The sequence below is a fragment of the Alicyclobacillus dauci genome (assembly GCF_026651605.1).
Lineage (GTDB): Bacteria > Bacillota > Bacilli > Alicyclobacillales > Alicyclobacillaceae > Alicyclobacillus > Alicyclobacillus dauci.
Genome location: NZ_CP104064.1, coordinates 620,259 through 638,751 on the forward strand (window position 1 = coordinate 620,259; position 18,493 = coordinate 638,751).

Consider the following 18,493-nt stretch of genomic DNA (forward strand, 5'->3'; position numbering starts at 1 on the left):
AGGAGGGCTTCGTTATGACCAAAAAAGAATTGGCAGAATTACGAGAAACGTGGCGTGAACGCGTAGCTGCATTCCGGGATAGCGGTCTGAGTGGCGCGGCGTGGTGCGCTGAGCAAGGCATAAAAGAACATCAATTGTGGTATTGGGTAAGTCGCTTTCGTGAAAAATCCCCGAAACCGTCCGTTTCGACTGACTTTCTACCCGTGCAGGTTCATGAGTCCATTGCCAATCTCCCTCTGCTCGTCCGGGTTGGCTCCGTTGCCATTGAAGTACACCCGGGATACGACGCCCAACTGTTGCGTGACCTGGTTGAGACACTCACGGGCTCATGCTGAACCATATCGGTACAGAACAGCGCGTCTATCTTGCGTGTGGTGTCACGGACATGCGGAAGAGTATCGATGGATTGGCGGCCTTGGTGCAAACGCAATTCCAGTTAGACCCGTTCTCCCAATGTGTCTTCGTTTTTTGCAATCGTCAGCGGGACAAATTGAAGATTCTGTATTGGCAGTATAACGGATTCTGGTTATTGTATCGCCGGTTGGAACGAGGCCGATTTGAGTGGCCCAACTCGTCTCAGGACAAGACGCTTGTCATTAGCCAACGCCAGTTGAATTGGTTGCTGGATGGATTGTCTCTCAACCAGCAGAAAGCTCATCCCAAGGTGGCGGCGCAAAAGGTCGTCTGAGTGCCTGAAAGGCAGGCATGGATTTTGAAACAAAAAGTTATTGGAACCCTTGATATGACAAGGATTTCGGGGTGTGTTCGTCGAAGAGATAACTATGGAAAATACGTCTTCAGAAACCATCGAACAAGTTGAAGTTCTACAACAGCGCTGCACTTCCTTGGAACAGGAGAACGCCGAATTAAAACAGCAAGTGAACTTGCTGCTTGAACAACGGCGTCTGGATCGGCAAAAGCGTTTCGGGGCATCCAGCGAGCGGTCTGACGCTGAGCAGATGCGGTTGTTCAATGAGCCAGAGACGGCGTCGGATGAAGAGCCAGAAATAGAAGAGCCTTTGGTTGATACGGCGACACGCAAGCCACGCAGGAAACAACCTGGACAGCGGGAAGCCATGCTGGCGAACCTCCCTGTTGAGCGGATGGAATACCGCCTGCCAGAGGCAGAGCGCGTGTGCCCGTGTTGTGGCGGCCCCTTGCACGAGATGAGTGCGGAGGTACACCGGGAACTCAAACATATTCCGGCACAGACGGTCGTCGTTGAACGTGTGCAATACATCTACGGGTGTCGACCGTGTGAGAAAAATGAGATTCACCCGCCCGTGGTCAAGGCGGACATGCCGCGCTCGGCGTTTCCCGGGAGTCTGGCGTCGGCATCCATGGTGTCTTATATCATGAGTAAGAAGTTTGTGGAAGGCATGCCTTTGTACCGACAGGAGCAGCAATTCACCCGACAGGGCATATCACTTTCTCGTCAGACGCTGGCGAATTGGGTGGTAGTCGGAGCCACGCGTTGGCTGAGCCTCATATTCGACAGGCTTCATGAGGAATTGCTTGCCCGACATTATTTACATGCAGATGAGACAACACTGCAGGTACTACACGAACCCGGACGGGCGGCCAATTCGAAATCGTATATGTGGCTGTACCGAAGTGGACGTGATGGACCGCCGATTGTGCTGTATGACTATCAAGAGAGTCGGTCGAAGGAGCATCCGAAGACGTTCCTCCGAGGGTTCAAGGGGTACCTGCATGTAGACGGATATGCCGGATACCACGACGTGGAGAACGCGACACTGGTCGGGTGCTGGTCTCATGCGCGGCGCGGTTTCAATGACGCCCTTCAATCGCTGCCGAGCGCCGAACAGAAAAAACTTCGGCTGCACGGACTGGGCTTCAATATTGTAATGAGTTATTCAAGATTGAACGTGGGTTGAAGGACGCCACACCGGAAGAACGTCGAGCAGGCCGAGAAAAGCAAAGTCGACCCGTGCTCGATGCTTTTTCAGCATGGTTGCATGAGCAGAGTCCACTTGTGCTGCCAAAGAGTGTTTTAGGCAAAGCCATTACGTATTGCATGAACCAATGGAGCAAACTCATTGTGTTTCTAGAAGACGGGAACCTGGAACTGGATAACAACCGGAGTGAGCGGTCTATCAAGCCTTTTGTGATCGGCCGCAAGGCGTGGATGTTCAGTAATACACCACGTGGTGCGAGAGCAAGTGCCATTACTTATAGTTTGGTAGAGACGGCGAAAGAGAATGGTTTAGATCCGCGCCTATATCTGGAGTATCTGTTTGAGCGGCTACCAAACATCCAAATGGATGACGAGCATGTCGTAGACGCTTTGCTGCCGTGGTCCGAAGAGTTGCCAGAGGAGATACGAAAACGAAAGACAAGAGCATAGAAGATCAACATCCCCGCCAGCGACGCTGCGGGGATTCATTATATCCGATTATGAACAAACGTGGTTCGTGCACAAGGTGTGCCGGGTTTGACGTTCACCAGCATTGGATGACCTGCCTCGTAGCGGGAGACCTCCCGAGATTACGCCCGAGGCGCAGGCTTGGATCATATCTCTGGCTTGTCAAAAGCCTAAGGACCTCGGATACTCGTATGAACTGTGGACGATTCGGCTATTGGCGAAACACATCCAGGAACACGCCGTGTCTGCTGGACATGAGTGTGCCTCACGTATTAGCGCCGGCACCATCTCGAAGATGCTGTCGGCCAATGATATCAAGCCGCACAAGGTTCGCTATTATTTAGAGAAACGGGACCCAGACTTCGACGAAAAGATGGCTCAGGTGTTATGCGTATACCAGCAGGTACAGTTCATGCTCGATGAAGAGGAGAATGCATTTTACACGACGACAACGGTGTCCTATGACGAAAAGCCGGGGATTCAAGCTATCGGGAACACGGCACCGGACCTGCCACCACAACCAGGTCAACACAGTAGCGTAGGGCGCGATCATGAATATGTTCGCTATGGCACACTGAGTCTGTTGGCGGGTATCGACCTGATCACGGGCGAAGTCATCGGCAGTTTGGAAGATCGGCACAGAAGCCGGGAGTTCGTTGCCTTTCTGAAAAAGTTGGATGCCCATTATCCGCTGGAATGGAAAATACAAATGATTCTCGATAATCACTCGGCGCATACGTCGAAAGAAACACAAGCCTATTTGGAGACCGTACCCAACCGCTTTGTGTTCGTGTTCACGCCCAAACATGCATCGTGGTTGAACATTATCGAATCGTTTTTTGCAAAGATGACGAAGAGTATGCTTCGACACATCCGAGTATCCTCGAAGGAGGAACTGCGACAACGGATCGAAATGTATCTACACGAAGTCAATCAAAGTCCGGTTCAATTCCATTGGAGATATGGACTGGAATCTAAGACGCAACAACCGGGTTAAAAATTACGTTATATAGGAAACGTTGTACTAGTGAGTCTTGATTGTTCGGAGTGGAATGCTGAACTGTATAGGTCTTTATACTGTGTCGTCCCCAAACAGTACGCGCCACGTAAGGACTCGTACCGTTAAAACCGACTGCACAAATTGTTTTTGTACCAAGTACAGCTATAACATTCTCGTTTTTCAACGTTGTCATCTGCCATTGGGCAGTATACTAGGGCGTTGTTTGTCTCAATAAAGGGCTTGACGTCGGGGTGAATAGTTAACACTTGAGGTTTCGTTCTATTTGAAAAGTGAATTTCCGTATCCAAGCTTTCTCATCTTCCTGTCACATTACATACCCGTATATATTACCACAGCATGGAAACACAAAAAATATGGGCCTGCGAAGGAAATCGTAACGATCGTATTATTGCTTTAATCTAGTTTTGGACACATGGATTCTCGTTGATAGGCGCGGACAAAGTTGGTGTTGCAGCTGAATACTCACTAGCGGAGGCATGGAGTAATTGTAACACTTGAAGCCGATGTACCGTCTTGAAGATTGTGGAGGTGTATACTGTGAAAAAATGCACCTTGGCAGAACAGATGACGATCGATTTCTTTGAGCACGATTCAAAAAGAGGTTTTGAGATGAAAAGGAAAGGTATTATCACTGGTTTGCTCGTAGTCAATTTCCTGTTCACTCCAACGGTTTACGCGGACGTATCTGCGGGGGATCGTGTGATCACGTTAGGAAATGATTTAACCCCCTCACAAAAAGAGCAAATCGAAAATGACTTTTCTGAGACGAGTAGTGATCAAGTTGTGACGGTCACTCATGAGGATGAAGAGACCGCGCTGTCAAATGTCGCTCCACAGGCCATGATTGGTACTAAGGCCATTTCCTCGAGTTTGATTACCTTTGAAAATCCAGGTTATGGCGTTCAAGTAGCAACCAATAACATTACCTGGGTGACCAGTGGGATGTATGAAAATGCCCTTCTTACTGCAGGGGTTCAAAATGCTAAAGTATTTGTCGATGCACCTTTTCCGGTTTCTGGAACAGCTGCGCTCGCTGGCATTACGAAAGCTTTCCAAGCCGCAACGGGGCAATCCTTGAACCCGACCAGAACCCAAGTGGCCAACCAAGAAATGGTGCAAACGGCACAACTAGGTCAGCAAATTGGCAATCCAAACAAAGCTGCGCAGTTCATGAACGAATTGAAGCAGAAAGTATCACAGGAAAACCCTCAGACAGATCAACAATATCAGGACATCATCAATCAAGTGGCTAAGCAAATGGGGATCACGTTAACGCCTGATCAAATGAATACACTGGTTGGATTACTAAAAAAGATCAACAGTCTTCATATTGATTGGAATACGCTTTCGAAGGAAGCCATCAACGTTGGGGACAACATCCATCAGTTCATTCAAAACCACCCCAAGCAAACGAATGCGTTTTTTAAATTCATCCAGAACATTACAAATGCATTTTCACAATTGCTGAAGCAAATATTCTGAATGCGACAGGCTTGATTAAACTGGCATGGCAACAGGTGTTGACGTGGAGGCAAGAAGCCAGGGTAGGTAAAGTGGTTTCAATTGCAATAAACCGTTGTGCGTGGACCCTTCATACAACTATAACAAATTAGATGAAAATGGATGACCAGACGAATTTTTGAACCTTGCTTCGGAATTAGTGTGAGTCGAGCGACTTCCGGGACAGCCAACCCGGAAGCCGCATGATCACGACATGAATTGACTAGCGAACACATTTCAGTGTGACAGTCGCCTTAAATAAGTCGCCATCCACCCCGAGATCCAACCTTCCTCCGTGGAGGTCGACAATTGACTTGGCGATGGCAAGCCCCAGTCCGGATCCATCCGTATGACGGGAGGTGTCACCGCGTTTAAATCGTTCAAACAACTCGTCAATATTTTCGCTCAGCTCATATTTCGTGATGTTTTTAAAGGTTAGTAAGACGTTGTCGTCAGACGTTGTGATCGAAATATGAACTCTCGTGTGCTCTAATGAGTATTTCAGGATGTTCCTGATCAGGTTGTCAAACACGCGCCACAACTTCTGACCGTCAACCACGCAATAAATTGGTACATCTGGAGTTGTTACGCGGAATTGTAGCGTTGATTGGTCAATCAGCTCATTGTTTTCAGCCAATGCTTGTTGCAGCAATTGGGCAATATCAACCTGTTCTCTCACAAGTTGAATGCTTCCACTAGCCATTATGGAGGCTTCAAACAAGTCGTCAATGAGCACTTTCAGCCGTTTCGATTTCTGATCAAGAATCTCAATGTATGCATCGCGATTCTCAGCCGACAGTTCAGGAGTTTTCAACAATTCCGTATACGTGATAATCGACGTCAACGGCGTGCGTAAATCATGACTGACGTTCGTGATGAGATCGGTTTTCAATCGTTCGCTCTTTGCCTGGGAGGCCAGGGACGTTTCAACGCCGTGTTTCAAGGCGTTCACATTCTCTGCCAACTTGGCCAGTACGGAATTCCCCTTGATCGGCAAATCGGGCTCGGCATATCCAGCAGCTAGCCGATTGGTCGTCTCAACGATCCGATTAAAATACCCGACTCGCCCAAAAGTGATGACTAATGCCGGAATGGTTACCATGACAAAGAGTGGTACGTAAAGAAGGATCGCCTTAGGCTGAATGCACACAACCATGATTCCAAAGCCTGATGCGTAGATGATTCCCAAAAGCAACATGACCTGTGCACCGGTGCTGCGACTCAGAAAGGCGTCGCGAATGGCAGTGTTGGTCCTGTGGATTACACTATACTCCCATGCCATTTTCCATTGGTCCTTGTCACGAAACCTTTGAATGATGAACTGCCCTTGCATCATTGTCAGCGCAACAAGTACTGTGCAAATGAACAATCGTCTAAGGTACTGTAAGACATCATACGAGAAGGTGGGACCGACATTCCTTACCTGAATAAGCGTACAAAGGCCGAAAAAAAGGGCGATGACGATACTAACGTCAATGGGTAATCGATTGTAATATTGCGCGTAGGTCTCATATTCCAGCGACTCGTAGATGGATATTTTCTTTAACCAAAAGAGGCTCACAAACAATGCACTCAGACCACACGTAATATACGCGTACATTAGCGTTTGGTCCGGGTAGTAGCTGTGGAACAGGAAGGGCAACGTTCCGCTTAGCCCAAATGTAAACAAGAAAAGCCATGCGGATACAGCAACCCTATTTTTCAATTTTGTATCCAATACCCCACACCACCTTCAGATATCTCGGATTTTTTGGATCGATCTCGATTTTTTCCCGGATCTTTCGAATGTGAACAGCCACTGTGTTTTCCGCATTGAAGCCCGGTTCTTTCCAGACACGTTCATATATTTCGGAGATGGAAAAGACACGCCCCGCGTTGGTCATGAGCAACTCGACGATTTTGTATTCAATAGGGGTTAATCTCACCACGTCACCATCCACCGCGACTTCCTTGGCCGACGGATCCAATGTTAAACCATGAATACGAATGAGCTTATCGTTTCCTTCATATGTACCGAGAGCAACATACCTTCTCAACTGTGACTTCACCCTTGCAATTAGTTCCAAGGGATTGAACGGTTTTGTCACATAGTCGTCAGCGCCAATCTGAAGGCCCAGTATTTTATCTGTGTCCTCACTTTTTGCACTGAGAATGATGATAGGGATGTTTTTTTCCTCACGGATTCTAAATGTCGTTGTAATACCATCAAGACGGGGCATCATGATATCCAGGATGATCAAATGAACCTCACATTCATGTAACTTTTCAATCGCCTCCACACCATCTTTTGCTTTCATGACAGTAAGTCCTTCGTTCCTTAAATAAATCTCAATGGCGTCCCGGATCTCCTTATCGTCGTCAACGACCAAAACGGAATGATTGTCCATCAGAAATTCCACCTATCTTTCGCAAATGCAGATCCTGAGAAATCAATTGACGTCCTGGGTACCGGTTCCATCCGATGAGTACAGTCTAAGCGGAGATTCTTAATATGAAGACAGCATAAAACTTAAGATTGTCTTAAATTTAACGGACAGGCGCTAGCATGATCTCCGTTTCCACTGTAGCCCCAGCCACATGAACATAGACGGTATCAATGCATAGACTACGAGAAGTGTAATTTTTAAATGATCCGATAAAGTGAAGAGCTCGGGATAAGCCCATGTGGTGAAGATCGTTTTGGTATAGACCATACATAAATCTGTCATGACGGATCCTTCGTGGATTCCAAATTGACCATTCCAACAAAGGAAAACCGGGATAGATAGCGCGCAGCCAAAGATGGCAGCACCAATGACTGAGAGTAGGTCGTGAAGACTAGAATGAAGATTGTGAAGTTTTGAGTACCCAATAAAGGTGTAAACGAACAAGCCACCAATTGTCATCAGTGAAACAAACCCAGATACAATATTCCCCGAAATAAACTCACTAAAGTTTGTGTATGCACAAATGCCACATAAAGCGCACATGACGATCAGATTGGCTAGTAGTGCTATAAGGTTATTCTTCAACATCATCATACGTCCCACTTCCATTTGGAAATTGGTAGCCCGTCAAGTGTTGTAGTAATTTACAACTATCTTAATTGAGAAAATCCTTGCAGCCAACACAGTATGGAGCCGAATGAACAGAATGGTCCTCGACTGTAAGGCGCTATTCCTCTGCCCATACGTATGGTTTCTGCTCAAATGCTCATTCTAAGTGTCACATTATACATCTGAGCTATCGGTTTGGTTATCCTGATTGAATCGACAGGGAGGGGCACGCTCATGGATATTGTTTGGTATAACCGTTCTATAGGAACGCCAATGGTGACCGTTGCGGCAACGGGCCTGACGTTTAATCAAGCTGCAGTCATCGCACTAAACAACCCGGATTTCATTTGGCTTGGATACGCACGGGATAAGCAGTGGATTGTCGTTCAACCCGTACAAGAAAATAAGCCCGAAGTGTTCCCCTTCGCATCCCGTAAGCGGGATAAGCATGTGCGGGTCCAAAGTAGGGACTTTATCCGTTTCCTGTCAGTACAAGATGATGATTTCGATCTCGGCCGTACGGTACGCGTGCCATCCTACTGGGATACGGACCTTAGCCTTTTAATTGTTGACTTGTCCAAAGCCGAAATGGACGGAGAAGATGAAGATATGTCTGGAGAGGTTGCTGAACCGAGAGGTATGGAAAAAGGATACACAACGTATATCCCGCAATAGTGCCGATTATCTCTATGCACCGACCCTCTTCCAGTTTCAATCCCTTCACCCCATTTTTCGACAAATCACTAGCAAGTTTTGAGCTTTGTTTACCGAGAGACTGGTGTTACCAGAACAATTTCAGTATGAAATCTGACCCTCAACTTGAACTAAATCAGCAAATAGGACGTCTATATATAAGACTGGCCTAATTTGTTATTGTTCGTAGTGATGGTGGATTATCAAAACGAACTATACTCGGATGTTATTACGGATATCTTCGGAGAACGATTATTGAGGGGAAAGAGAAAGTATATGAATAAGTCCTTATCAGTCAGCATGGATTACTCGGGCAGGATCTTTACTAAGGTTCCGGAAGTCACGGTCTACTTTTGGATCGCGAAGGTGCTGACCACTGGAATGGGTGAGGTATTCTCCGATTTTCTCGCATACCATATCAATTCATTCATTGCTGTGGGACTCGGGGGAATTGGTTTTGTCGCCTCGTTGATACTTCAGTTTTCAGTCCGCCGATATGTGCCTTGGATTTATTGGCTTGTTGTCGTCATGGTAAGTATATTTGGCACAATGGTGGCTGATGCTGCACACATTGGATTGGGTATCCCCTATCTCGTCTCAACCATATTTTTTGTGGTAGCACTGGCTGCGATATTCGTTACCTGGTATGCCACGGACAAGACTCTGTCGATACACAGCATCACTACCCGTAATCGCGAGATGTTTTACTGGGCGACTGTACTTGCCACGTTTGCACTTGGTACCGCTGCAGGAGACATGACCGCAACAACCATGCACTTGGGGTACTTCTCTTCAGGCGTATTATTCACTATTTTGCTCGTGGTTCCCGCCTTAGGCTATTGGCTGTTCCGCCTCAACGGAATTTTCGCTTTTTGGTTCGCCTACATCATGACACGCCCGGTTGGTGCGTCGTTTTCTGACTGGATCTCAGTGCCGCACAGTCTCGGTGGTTTGGGACTGGGCAAAGGACTGGTCAGCCTCATTTTGACGATAATCATCGTCGCCATTGTCGGCTACCTAACGGTCACTGGTAAGGACGTCAATGATGAACTGACACATTGATAACGCTGCAGGAGCCCACTCGGTGAGGACCTGTACACGTTTGACTCAAGTTTTTCCGGAATTCTCATTCCAGACAATGCAGCGCCAATTGATCCGATCTCGTCGCCATCAACAGTGTAAATTCGACAACTAACCCTTTGTCTCTCAGGTGAACGTCGCTCACTGGACCTCGGTACGTGTAGGAATGGTGTGGAGGATCAACTGAGAGCGTGTAACTCATTCTGTGAACTAACGGTGCAAATGATACGGAACGGTCGTAACCACGACATCCTTATGCCGTAACATCCAGGCCCTGATGAGGAATGATGACTGGTTGTGAAGGATGTGGTGCCACCATTTTTTCGGTACAAACTGAGCAATTAACAACTGAATGTGATCAGGTTTGCCGCCTTCACGGGTCTCCAATCGGCGAAGGAACTTTGATAGCGGATAAAGAAGTGAACGGTACTCACTTTTTACAGTGACCAGTCTGCATGGCGAGCCCCATTCTTGCCATCTTTCTTCCATACGTTCAATTGACTCATCATCAAATCCGATGAACAGGGCAATGACTTCCTGACTGCTGCTTTGGGCGAATGAAATGGTATCGACAACAATCCGATGGATTTCCGAAACAAGGACGACGGATAGAATGCGATGTGTTTGGGGATGAACAGTTTGCAGATCTATACGGAGCTCGTCGGCCACTTCTTCGTAATGTTTTCTTACTTGCATCGCGCAAAAGATCACGATGGGTAAAACAATGAGTACAATCCAAGCACCACCGGTGAATTTTGTTACGGCAAAGATGACGGCTACCAATGCCGTCACCAATGCACCAAACGCGTTGACTGAAGCTTTTAATTGCCATAGTCTCCCCTTGATTCGAAACCAACGTTTTGTGAGACCAAACTGAGCAACAGTAAACGCAACAAATACACCGATGGCGTAAAGAGGGATTAGTGCGTTTGTCTGGGCATGAAAGATTTCGATTAAGAGTGCCGCGAGTGCCGCGAGGACAACCATCCCGTTTGAGTATCCCAACCTGTCTCCGCGAAGGGCGAGCGCGCGCGGCAAGAATCTATCTCTGGCCACCAGAGCTGCAAGTTGCGGAAAGCCCGTAAAGGTGGAATTGGCGGCCAAAATGAGCACGATAAACGTAAAGATGATGATCACCTGATAAACCAATCCGTGACCGAAATATAGACCTGCCAATTGCGACAGCATGGTGTTATGTGGATTTACGGATATCCCTTTCACGTACAGATGGTAGGCGAATCCAAGTAACGTTACGCCCGTAATGATGCCTAGTGTTATATACGCTTTAATGGCACCATTTTTCCCTTCGCGGAAAACGGGAACCGCATTGGAAATGGTCTCAAGTCCGGTAAGAGATGAACATGCTGAACTAAAAGCCCTCAGTAAGAGCATGGCCGTGAGTCCTTGAGGCACCGTGCCAAATGGAGGGGTCACGCGTTGGACGAACCCGTAATGAAGTTCGTCAATCAATCCAGCCACGATAAGAAGAATCATACATCCCATAAAAATGAATGTTGGATAGGCAAACACTTTCGCTGACTCCGACACCCCACGTAAGTTAATCAGCAATATCATAAACACACACAAAATCGAAATAAGCGTCTCATGACCTGCTAGGAATTGATACGAAGAGGCCATGGTTTGAATCCCAGATGAGACGGACACGGCAACCGTAAGCACATAATCGACGAGTAGCGCACTTGCAGCGACAAGAGAGACGATGGGTTTCTTAAAGTTATCCTTCGCGATAGCATAAGCACCGCCACCGCTGGGATACGCGATCACGCCCATGATATAGGACGTGATTAGGAAGATCAGCAGAATGACTGTAGACCCTGTTATTGGGATAATCATCCACTTGGTACTTGTCCCTAAATGTGCCAGCTCGCTGATCCCCGCTTCCGGGCCATATGCTACTGAAGAGTACAGGTCGGCGGCGAGGACTGGGAGTGCAATGAGCCATACTAGTTTCATGTGCGGCTTGTTTAGTTCACGGGATCGGATTGGTCGACCCACAACCAACCGTTTAATATTTCCAAAATGAAATAAAGAAAAAGCGACTGCTGCAATGATGATACAAGTTAATAAAGGGTGAAGCCAGGGAAATTCTCTGTGCATACTTTAACCTTCTCCTCATAGGTGCTCCCAGAGCGTCTGTCTGCTTGCGTTAGCTTGCGTAGAAACATGGAAAACCACACACGAACGGTGAATATGCAGCGTAGCACTGATGATAGGGAAAATTTTGATGTGATTGAGGCATGGTTTCTGGAAGCCATAATTGTCGAGAAGATTGCTTAAATAATCAATAAACTGTATAATACATCCTGTTCCTTGTATCATACAACTATATTTGAATACACTTTTGGCTCGCAAGACAGTTGGTGAGTCTATCGCCACTGATCCGGTTTATTTAGCGAACTGTGTGATTGAATTTTTGTCAGAAAGAAGTGAACATTGGTGCAACCATCAGTCTCCAATCAATCGAGTCACCAAACGGCTGGGACAAATTTGTGGAAACAGCCGATGGCTGTTTGGGCCGTTGCATTTGCTTGTGTCATCGCATTTATGGGACTCGGCCTTGTCGATCCCATTCTGCCCGCCATCGGGAAGGAATTACATGCAACCCCAGCCCAGGTTGAGCTGCTGTTTACCAGTTACAATGCAGTGATGGCTGTGGCCATGCTCATCACTGGAGTCATATCGAGTCGGATTGGATCCAAAGGTACCCTGCTCATTGGGCTCGTATTAATCGTTATCTTTTCTTTTTTAGCCGGTCATTCTGGATCGATTGGTGAAATTGTTGGGTTCCGCGCTGGCTGGGGATTGGGAAATGCATTATTTATCGCTACTGCGCTGGCTGCTATCGTCGCCGTGGGCAGAGGCGGTACAGCCGCATCAGTCATTTTATACGAAGCTGCACTTGGCCTCGGTATTTCCGTTGGGCCGCTTCTTGGCGGTTTACTTGGTGGTATCAGTTGGCGTGGCCCTTTTTACGGTGTTGCCGTTTTAATGGCTATCGGATTTATTGCAGTCTCTATCCTGTTGCGTGGTGTACCAAAAGTCACTCGGCGTACGTCCGTTCTTGATCCGTTTCGAGCACTAAGCCATCGTGGTCTCTTATCGATAGGAATCATGGCACTTCTTTATAACTTTGGATTTTTTACAATCCTGGCGTATACCCCGTATGTCTTACCCCATCTAGATGCCCATGGATTGGGTCTGGTGTTTTTTGGGTGGGGTGTGCTTTTGGCTATATTTTCTGTATTCGTTGCCCCAAAGTTACAACAGCGGTTTGGAACGCTAAAAACGACGTACGTTATGCTGGTTCTTATCGCAGCCGTTTTGCTCGTCATTGGTATTTTTGCGGATTATCAAAGTGTCGTTATTGTAGCCGTTATTGTATGCGGGGCTTTTCTTGGAGTAAATAATACTTTGGTCACCACTGCTGTAATGAACGCAGCACCTATCGAACGGTCGACAGCTTCTGCAGCCTACAGTTTCGTGCGGTTCATCGGGAGTGCCATCGCACCTTGGCTTGCGGGTAAACTGGGAACGGTATTCAGTCCGCATATTCCGTATTACGTTGGAACGGCTGGCGTGCTTCTGGGATTGTGCGTTCTGTTTTCTGCACGCAACCATCTGCAGTCAATCTAAAAATGTAAACGATGCGAAACACTGATAGAGGCCAACTGGAACTTACCGGCTGGCCCCTGTCATTTGTTTGAAAGTCTACATGACTATTTGTCCTCTTGGGTCATGACGAAGGAGTTGCCTTCGCTGTCTTTGAAAATGGCCTGGATACCCCAAGGTTGTGCCTTCGGAGCCTCAACGAACTCGACGCCTTTGGAGGAAAATTCCTCATATGTTTTCTCGATATTATCGGTACTGATTGAAGCCATGGTGAATCCGCCAACCCGCTCTTCCATTCCTGGTGGAGTAAACAGCACAAACGCCGTTTCTCGGCCGGGCCACGCCACTTCGATCCACCGTGTGCCATTTCCAAACGGTTGGTCCGTAAGGACCTCGCAGCCCAGTTTTTCGGTATAAAACTTCAGTGCGCGATCTTGATCTGCTACCGGGATCGTACAGAACTTAATTTTTATCATGTTACCCTCCGTCAGAGATGTAATCGGTCCTGATTTATTTTAAGCATTATAGTGGACCCAAGAATCCGGACACCAGATAGGAGGACAGTTGGGTTACACTATGCCTATGAAAAAACAGTACACACCCGAGTTCAAAGCCAAAGTCGTCCAAGAGATTCTAAAAGAGGAAAAAACCATGGCGCAGATTGCTTCGGAGTACGGTGTTCACCCGGTGCAATTGAGCCAGTGGAAGAAAGTCGCCCTAGAGAACATGTCCAGCTTGTTCGTAGATGAACGGAAGGCGGTCAAAGAACAGAAGGCACAGGAGCAGAAAATCGAACGACTCTACGCCAAGGTCGGTCAACTCACCACTCAACTGGAGTGGCTAAAAAAAACTACGGCGGAATAATTAACACATCCATTTGAATTCTACTTTTTTCAGATACGCCATAGGGTCATTACGGAATTGTCGCCTCTTTGTGGATTCAGATAGACGCAGTCTCCACTGTTTGACTTCTGCCTTGTACATGTCGTATGACACACTGCTCAGCCGCTGGACAATGTCCGTTTGTTGTAAGGCATCATCGACAAAAACGATGTATTCACCACAGCGTAATATGTATTCATTCCAACTGCGCAGTCCTGTGGTGCGACGGTGCTTCTTTTTTGTGTTGCGGAAAAAACGCTCAAGGTCGTTGTTTGTTCTTGGCATATATGAATGATCATAACAGGTAAATAATCCATTCCAGAATCCGTCCGTGTAGCTCAACACGGTCTTTACCATTTCCTCATCACCAACTGCTGTGAAATTTTCTCGGACATTTTTTAACTGCTTCGCTAATTCAAGACGCACACTGTCACTAGTCTTGTCATGGCTAGGCTCCAAAATCGCGGCAATCGACTTGATGGGCTGCATCCATCGTCTTACGTTCATATAAAGGTCAGTGAACAGGTTTACTTTGCTGATTATTCTGAACAGAGGTTCTAGGAGTGAAGTCCCCCTTTTTAGCCAGGCACCTTTGCAGAGATTCCTGAATGGCTTTCGCATTTTCGTATATAAGCATCCCAGGTAGGTTAAGTGGTGGATCCCCATCCTCCAGCAACAATGAACGGATGGCTGCGATATACTCTTTTGCAACTTCGGATTCGAGGCAAGCATTTTTATCCGCTTTTTTCTCCACGTCCCGTATACCACGAAGATTTTTCTTAACGGATTTCTTGAGCTTTCGGTCAAGATCAACGACAGGCTTCGCAATGTCCTTTAAGTAGTGAAATTGACAGTACTGATAAGGAACATCTGGTAAAAGCCTTTCCATTGCCATCCGAATCGACCTCTGTCCGTCACTTACAATTCCAATGATGGGATAGCCTAATTCAATGATCGGCAAGATCAATGTTTCAAGATCGGCGGCAGAACTGCTTTTCATATTTTGAGCAGCCAAAATTGTACCGCTTAATACCTCACGGATAACGTAAAGAGTTTCATTTCCCTTTTCGGGCTGGACACCATCCATTGATAGAATGATTCCACCGTGTTCATTAACGACCGGCTGTAGTACCTCCCGAACTTGGTCAGTCACACTAGCACGTAGGAGTGTTAAGTACCTTTCGTACAACATTTGAACGTTTCTGTCGGAAGTCTTGACGCCCCGTCCGTTTAATTCATCCGCAATTTCCTGACGAGTCTTATGATGTTTGAACCGTAGTTCTCCGACAAGCGCAAGTACATCAAATCCATATGATGAATGCTTCATGCTAAGCATTTCTGCTTCCGCAGAACGGTAAACCGTGCTCGCGTGAGGGCATTGAGGATTACAGCAACGATATCCAATACTCCAGGCACGAATTACACCTTGAAGCGTTGATATGTTCTTTTTCCATACAGTGTGGCAAAAACGGAGACCTGACCGGCAATGAGGGCACGACTTAATTTCTGGACGGAAATATACAGTTTTTTCTGGTGCAATTCGGTTCTTAGTTAGCATGACCAACCTCCACATCTCGGCGCATACACCTTCGACATGGAGGTACAGCCTTCCTATGCGTTAATTATTCCGCCGTAGAAAAAAAGAGTGGCATCGATCCGGACAAGGAGTGAGCGTACGTCCATGGTGGAGCGAGAGAACGAAAAGGTTCCCCTGCGTACCCAAGCTCATCTCCTGAGCCTAAGCCGATCCAGCCTCTATTATAAGCCCGTGCAGCCGTCGGAAGATGAGGTAAGACTGAAGCATCAGATCGATGAAATATACACTGCACACCCGACTTATGGCAGCCGTAAAATCGTGCACATGTTGCGACGTGAAGGTTGGGAAGTAAACCGGAAGCGTGTACAGCGCTGCATGCGGGAGATGGGCATCGAAGCAATTTATCCAGGCCCAAACCTGAGCAAACGCAACCTGAAGCACAAGATTTACCCGTACTTGTTGCGCAATGTGACACCAAGTTATCCGAATCACGTCTGGGGAATCGACATTACCTATATCCGCCTCAAACACGGATGGATGTACCTGGTAGCGGTGATTGACTGGTACTCACGCTATGTCGTGAGCTGGCAATTGGATGACACCCTTGAAATGCCATTCGTTCTGACTGCAGTCCGCTCAGCCTTACGCCAAGCCAAACCAGTGATTTGGAACAGCGACCAAGGTAGCCATTTCACCAGCGACCAATACACAAACCTGCTCAAAGAAGCTGGGGTCCAAATCAGTATGGACGGCAAAAACAGGGCACTCGACAACATCATCACCGAGCGCTTCTGGAGGACGTTGAAGTATGACCACGTCTATCTACAAGAGTACAACAGCCCAAAGGAAGCCAGACAACAGATTGGCAAATTCATTAATGAGTACAACTACGACCGCCCACACCAATCACTCGGATATCTGACACCGGCTGAAATCTATTTCCAAGAGGGTCGAAATGCATTACACCCTCCCAATGCTATCTGAAAAATCAGTAATAAGACTTCATAACTTAAACTAAAAAATCAGTGTCTTGACAAAGGGGTCCACCTTACATCTTCATCGTCGATATCTATATGACGGTTTTTGCAATCTGGTATTTTGAACTTGACACCAATTGGTGTTATGATATCAACATGACACCTTTTGGTGTTGATATCGGACAGTCGAGGAGGCATTTGAAGTGGGACAGAGTACATTAAATGAATTGCCAGAAATCAGGAAGACGACTGTATTAAATGCACCCATTCAGAAGGTGTGGAAAGCAGTTGCAACATCAGAGGGGATAGCGGGATGGTTCATGCCGAATACTTTCGAACCTGTGTTAGGAAATGAATTTATCCTTCATGCCGGGCCGTATGGAGACTCGCCATGCAAAGTAACGCAACTGGATCCCCCAAATGTTGTTGGTTTTGATTGGGATGAGGACTGGCACATTGTCTTTCAACTTAGGGAACTTGGAGAGGGTAAAACAGAATTTACGCTGATTCACTCTGGATGGGGTGCAGACAAGGTCACTAGGTTCGGCCAAGCGCATTCGGTTGTTCGTGGAATTATGGACACCGGATGGGACAAAAAGGTCAAACAGACGCTACCTGCATATATCGAGGCGTAGACTATGCCGGCAACCCAGTCCAAGCACGACGTGTTTCAGGCAATTGCCGATCCTACTCGCCGAAGTCTGTTGAGACTGCTTGCTGACAAGGAAATGTCTATTGCATCCATTACGGAATGTTTCCCAATTACGCGAACTGCCGTCAACAAGCATTTGCAAGTACTGTCTGATGCGGGTCTTGTTAAACGTCACAAGATTGGGAGAGAGACTCGCTACAAGATGCGCCCGGAGCCGTTGGTTGAAGTAACCGAGTGGATTTCTTATTTTGAGAAGTATTGGGACGAGAAGTTGGATGCACTCATGCAGTACGTGGAATCTGATGACGAGTAAATTTTACACAGGACGCGAGAAGCAGATGAGTGCCTCTCGCTTTTTTACGATCATCTTTCAGCAGTTAGTACTTTGGTCTAGCCGCGAAGAACAATTCGTTGTACAGCACTAGTTTGCGAAAACGGCGAAGTACGTTCGTTTCGAACCGATGACTGTGAAACATGTCTAAGTATCCCTGTTCGTCCCGAATGTACTTGCCTTTGTCGAGATTTTTCATACACCAATTGCTGGCCCGGGACTGTTCGCGCAAGCACGGCTCCATAACTAGAATCTTCCCATCAGGCTTGAGTATCCGACGGAATTCCCGGATGTACTCGGATACTTCCCGTGAGGAAATGTGATGTAAGACGGCAACAATTAGGATACAATCAACATACTCAGTTGGCGTTGGTAACGCTCCACCGTTGAAGTGGACGAATCGATATTGCGGGTATATTTGTGAAGCGAACTTCACCCTTTTAGGACAGATCTCAAGGCCGATATATTTATCGGGATCGGCTAATTGGCAATTCGATCCGACTCCTGACCCAAAATCCATTACGATCTGATTCTGGAGTTGGAAGTGCCGATTGATAACATTGTGAATATATCGCTTAGTCCACAACGGCGGCCGAACGAGCAAGTGGTACAACTGAGGAGACAATTCCATTAGCGATCATGCCAACCACTGGGGCTTGCTCCCCTAGGTTTGGGACCATCGGGGTGTGGTGTATGTGTTTCGATTTCGGGCCGATCCACTTGGGTTATTTCATCAGGCTGACTGTCTGGCATCTTCAACACGATTCAT

Annotated in this window: 17 protein-coding genes and 2 pseudogenes; 12 read left to right on the forward strand and 7 right to left on the reverse strand. The window is 47.1% G+C overall.

What is annotated here, in order from left to right; genetic code table 11:
• Positions 1-14 precede the first annotated feature (14 nt).
• The 5 genes and pseudogenes from tnpA to NZD86_RS03100 all read left to right on the forward strand — a co-directional run bounded on the left by tnpA (position 15) and on the right by NZD86_RS03100 (position 4,889).
• Positions 15-335 carry an IS66 family insertion sequence element accessory protein TnpA gene (gene tnpA / locus NZD86_RS03080; RefSeq protein WP_268042949.1) on the forward strand — a complete coding sequence of 107 codons (321 nt, stop codon included), beginning with the start codon at positions 15-17 and terminating at the stop codon, positions 333-335.
• Positions 329-688 carry an IS66 family insertion sequence element accessory protein TnpB gene (tnpB, locus tag NZD86_RS03085; protein WP_268044500.1) on the forward strand — a complete coding sequence of 120 codons (360 nt, stop codon included), beginning with the start codon at positions 329-331 and terminating at the stop codon, positions 686-688. Before tnpA ends, tnpB begins: the two co-directional genes overlap by 7 nt.
• A gap of 88 nt (positions 689-776) precedes the next feature.
• Positions 777-2,368 (forward strand): annotated as a pseudogene (gene tnpC / locus NZD86_RS03090) (IS66 family transposase).
• 103 nt (positions 2,369-2,471) lie between these two features.
• Positions 2,472-3,383, forward strand: a complete 912-nt coding sequence (locus tag NZD86_RS03095; protein WP_268045032.1) for an IS630 family transposase — start codon at positions 2,472-2,474, stop codon at positions 3,381-3,383.
• A 546-nt stretch (positions 3,384-3,929) separates the two neighbouring features.
• Positions 3,930-4,889: a DUF1002 domain-containing protein gene (locus NZD86_RS03100; RefSeq protein WP_268046771.1), complete on the forward strand. Its 960-nt coding sequence runs from the start codon at positions 3,930-3,932 to the stop codon at positions 4,887-4,889.
• A 241-nt stretch (positions 4,890-5,130) separates the two neighbouring features.
• Here NZD86_RS03100 and NZD86_RS03105 read toward each other — a convergent pair whose 3' ends face one another.
• The gene (locus tag NZD86_RS03105; RefSeq protein ID WP_268045034.1) at positions 5,131-6,624 is read right to left on the reverse strand and encodes a sensor histidine kinase; all 1,494 of its coding nucleotides are present in this window, start codon (positions 6,622-6,624) and stop codon (positions 5,131-5,133) included.
• Positions 6,602-7,294 carry a response regulator transcription factor gene (locus NZD86_RS03110; protein WP_268045035.1) on the reverse strand — a complete coding sequence of 231 codons (693 nt, stop codon included), beginning with the start codon at positions 7,292-7,294 and terminating at the stop codon, positions 6,602-6,604. The genes NZD86_RS03105 and NZD86_RS03110 overlap by 23 nt, the downstream gene beginning before the upstream one ends.
• Positions 7,295-8,176: 882 nt before the next feature.
• Between NZD86_RS03110 and NZD86_RS03115 the strand changes: the two genes are divergently transcribed.
• Both NZD86_RS03115 and NZD86_RS03120 read left to right on the forward strand, forming a co-directional pair.
• Positions 8,177-8,617: a hypothetical protein gene (locus NZD86_RS03115; RefSeq protein WP_268045037.1), complete on the forward strand. Its 441-nt coding sequence runs from the start codon at positions 8,177-8,179 to the stop codon at positions 8,615-8,617.
• A 294-nt stretch (positions 8,618-8,911) separates the two neighbouring features.
• A complete protein-coding gene (locus NZD86_RS03120; RefSeq protein WP_268045039.1) occupies positions 8,912-9,697 on the forward strand; it encodes a COG4705 family protein in 786 nt (261 codons plus the stop codon).
• Between the two features lie 228 nt (positions 9,698-9,925).
• Here NZD86_RS03120 and NZD86_RS03125 read toward each other — a convergent pair whose 3' ends face one another.
• Positions 9,926-11,833, reverse strand: coding sequence for an APC family permease (locus tag NZD86_RS03125; RefSeq protein ID WP_268045042.1), 1,908 nt, complete (start codon positions 11,831-11,833; stop codon positions 9,926-9,928).
• Between the two features lie 405 nt (positions 11,834-12,238).
• Between NZD86_RS03125 and NZD86_RS03130 the strand changes: the two genes are divergently transcribed.
• Positions 12,239-13,369 (forward strand): MFS transporter, encoded by a 1,131-nt coding sequence (locus NZD86_RS03130; protein ID WP_268046772.1) that lies wholly within the window; start codon positions 12,239-12,241, stop codon positions 13,367-13,369.
• 83 nt (positions 13,370-13,452) lie between these two features.
• Here NZD86_RS03130 and NZD86_RS03135 read toward each other — a convergent pair whose 3' ends face one another.
• Positions 13,453-13,821, reverse strand: coding sequence for a VOC family protein (locus NZD86_RS03135; RefSeq protein ID WP_268045043.1), 369 nt, complete (start codon positions 13,819-13,821; stop codon positions 13,453-13,455).
• A 106-nt stretch (positions 13,822-13,927) separates the two neighbouring features.
• Between NZD86_RS03135 and NZD86_RS03140 the strand changes: the two genes are divergently transcribed.
• Positions 13,928-14,209 carry a transposase gene (locus tag NZD86_RS03140; protein WP_268045044.1) on the forward strand — a complete coding sequence of 94 codons (282 nt, stop codon included), beginning with the start codon at positions 13,928-13,930 and terminating at the stop codon, positions 14,207-14,209.
• On the opposite strand, the gene NZD86_RS03145 is transcribed toward NZD86_RS03140, so the two are convergent.
• Positions 14,210-14,716 carry a hypothetical protein gene (locus tag NZD86_RS03145; RefSeq protein WP_268045045.1) on the reverse strand — a complete coding sequence of 169 codons (507 nt, stop codon included), beginning with the start codon at positions 14,714-14,716 and terminating at the stop codon, positions 14,210-14,212.
• A 25-nt stretch (positions 14,717-14,741) separates the two neighbouring features.
• Positions 14,742-15,785 carry a transposase gene (locus tag NZD86_RS03150; protein ID WP_268045046.1) on the reverse strand — a complete coding sequence of 348 codons (1,044 nt, stop codon included), beginning with the start codon at positions 15,783-15,785 and terminating at the stop codon, positions 14,742-14,744.
• 78 nt (positions 15,786-15,863) lie between these two features.
• Between NZD86_RS03150 and NZD86_RS03155 the strand changes: the two are divergent.
• The 3 genes and pseudogenes from NZD86_RS03155 to NZD86_RS03165 all read left to right on the forward strand — a co-directional run.
• Positions 15,864-16,748: pseudogene (locus NZD86_RS03155) on the forward strand (IS3 family transposase); the annotation flags it as partial.
• Between the two features lie 196 nt (positions 16,749-16,944).
• Complete coding sequence (locus NZD86_RS03160; protein WP_268045047.1) at positions 16,945-17,376, forward strand: SRPBCC family protein; 432 nt, start codon at positions 16,945-16,947, stop codon at positions 17,374-17,376.
• A 3-nt stretch (positions 17,377-17,379) separates the two neighbouring features.
• Positions 17,380-17,706 carry an ArsR/SmtB family transcription factor gene (locus NZD86_RS03165; RefSeq protein WP_268045049.1) on the forward strand — a complete coding sequence of 109 codons (327 nt, stop codon included), beginning with the start codon at positions 17,380-17,382 and terminating at the stop codon, positions 17,704-17,706.
• 64 nt (positions 17,707-17,770) lie between these two features.
• On the opposite strand, the gene NZD86_RS03170 is transcribed toward NZD86_RS03165, so the two are convergent.
• Positions 17,771-18,355, reverse strand: coding sequence for a class I SAM-dependent methyltransferase (locus NZD86_RS03170; RefSeq protein ID WP_268045050.1), 585 nt, complete (start codon positions 18,353-18,355; stop codon positions 17,771-17,773).
• Positions 18,356-18,493 lie beyond the last annotated feature (138 nt).

Excerpts from the sequence above, each read along its gene's own strand:
- tnpA (WP_268042949.1), top strand. The coding sequence starts at position 15 with ATGACCAAAAAAGAATTGGCAGAATTACGAGAAACGTGGCGTGAACGC.
- tnpB (WP_268044500.1), top strand. The coding sequence starts at position 329 with ATGCTGAACCATATCGGTACAGAACAGCGCGTCTATCTTGCGTGTGGT.
- NZD86_RS03110 (WP_268045035.1), bottom strand. The coding sequence starts at position 7,294 with ATGGACAATCATTCCGTTTTGGTCGTTGACGACGATAAGGAGATCCGG.
- NZD86_RS03115 (WP_268045037.1), top strand. The coding sequence starts at position 8,177 with ATGGATATTGTTTGGTATAACCGTTCTATAGGAACGCCAATGGTGACC.
- NZD86_RS03120 (WP_268045039.1), top strand. The coding sequence starts at position 8,912 with ATGAATAAGTCCTTATCAGTCAGCATGGATTACTCGGGCAGGATCTTT.
- NZD86_RS03125 (WP_268045042.1), bottom strand. The coding sequence starts at position 11,833 with ATGCACAGAGAATTTCCCTGGCTTCACCCTTTATTAACTTGTATCATC.
- NZD86_RS03130 (WP_268046772.1), top strand. The coding sequence starts at position 12,239 with ATGGCTGTTTGGGCCGTTGCATTTGCTTGTGTCATCGCATTTATGGGA.
- NZD86_RS03135 (WP_268045043.1), bottom strand. The coding sequence starts at position 13,821 with ATGATAAAAATTAAGTTCTGTACGATCCCGGTAGCAGATCAAGATCGC.
- NZD86_RS03140 (WP_268045044.1), top strand. The coding sequence starts at position 13,928 with ATGAAAAAACAGTACACACCCGAGTTCAAAGCCAAAGTCGTCCAAGAG.
- NZD86_RS03145 (WP_268045045.1), bottom strand. The coding sequence starts at position 14,716 with ATGCAGCCCATCAAGTCGATTGCCGCGATTTTGGAGCCTAGCCATGAC.
- NZD86_RS03150 (WP_268045046.1), bottom strand. The coding sequence starts at position 15,785 with ATGCTAACTAAGAACCGAATTGCACCAGAAAAAACTGTATATTTCCGT.
- NZD86_RS03165 (WP_268045049.1), top strand. The coding sequence starts at position 17,380 with ATGCCGGCAACCCAGTCCAAGCACGACGTGTTTCAGGCAATTGCCGAT.
- NZD86_RS03170 (WP_268045050.1), bottom strand. The coding sequence starts at position 18,355 with ATGGAATTGTCTCCTCAGTTGTACCACTTGCTCGTTCGGCCGCCGTTG.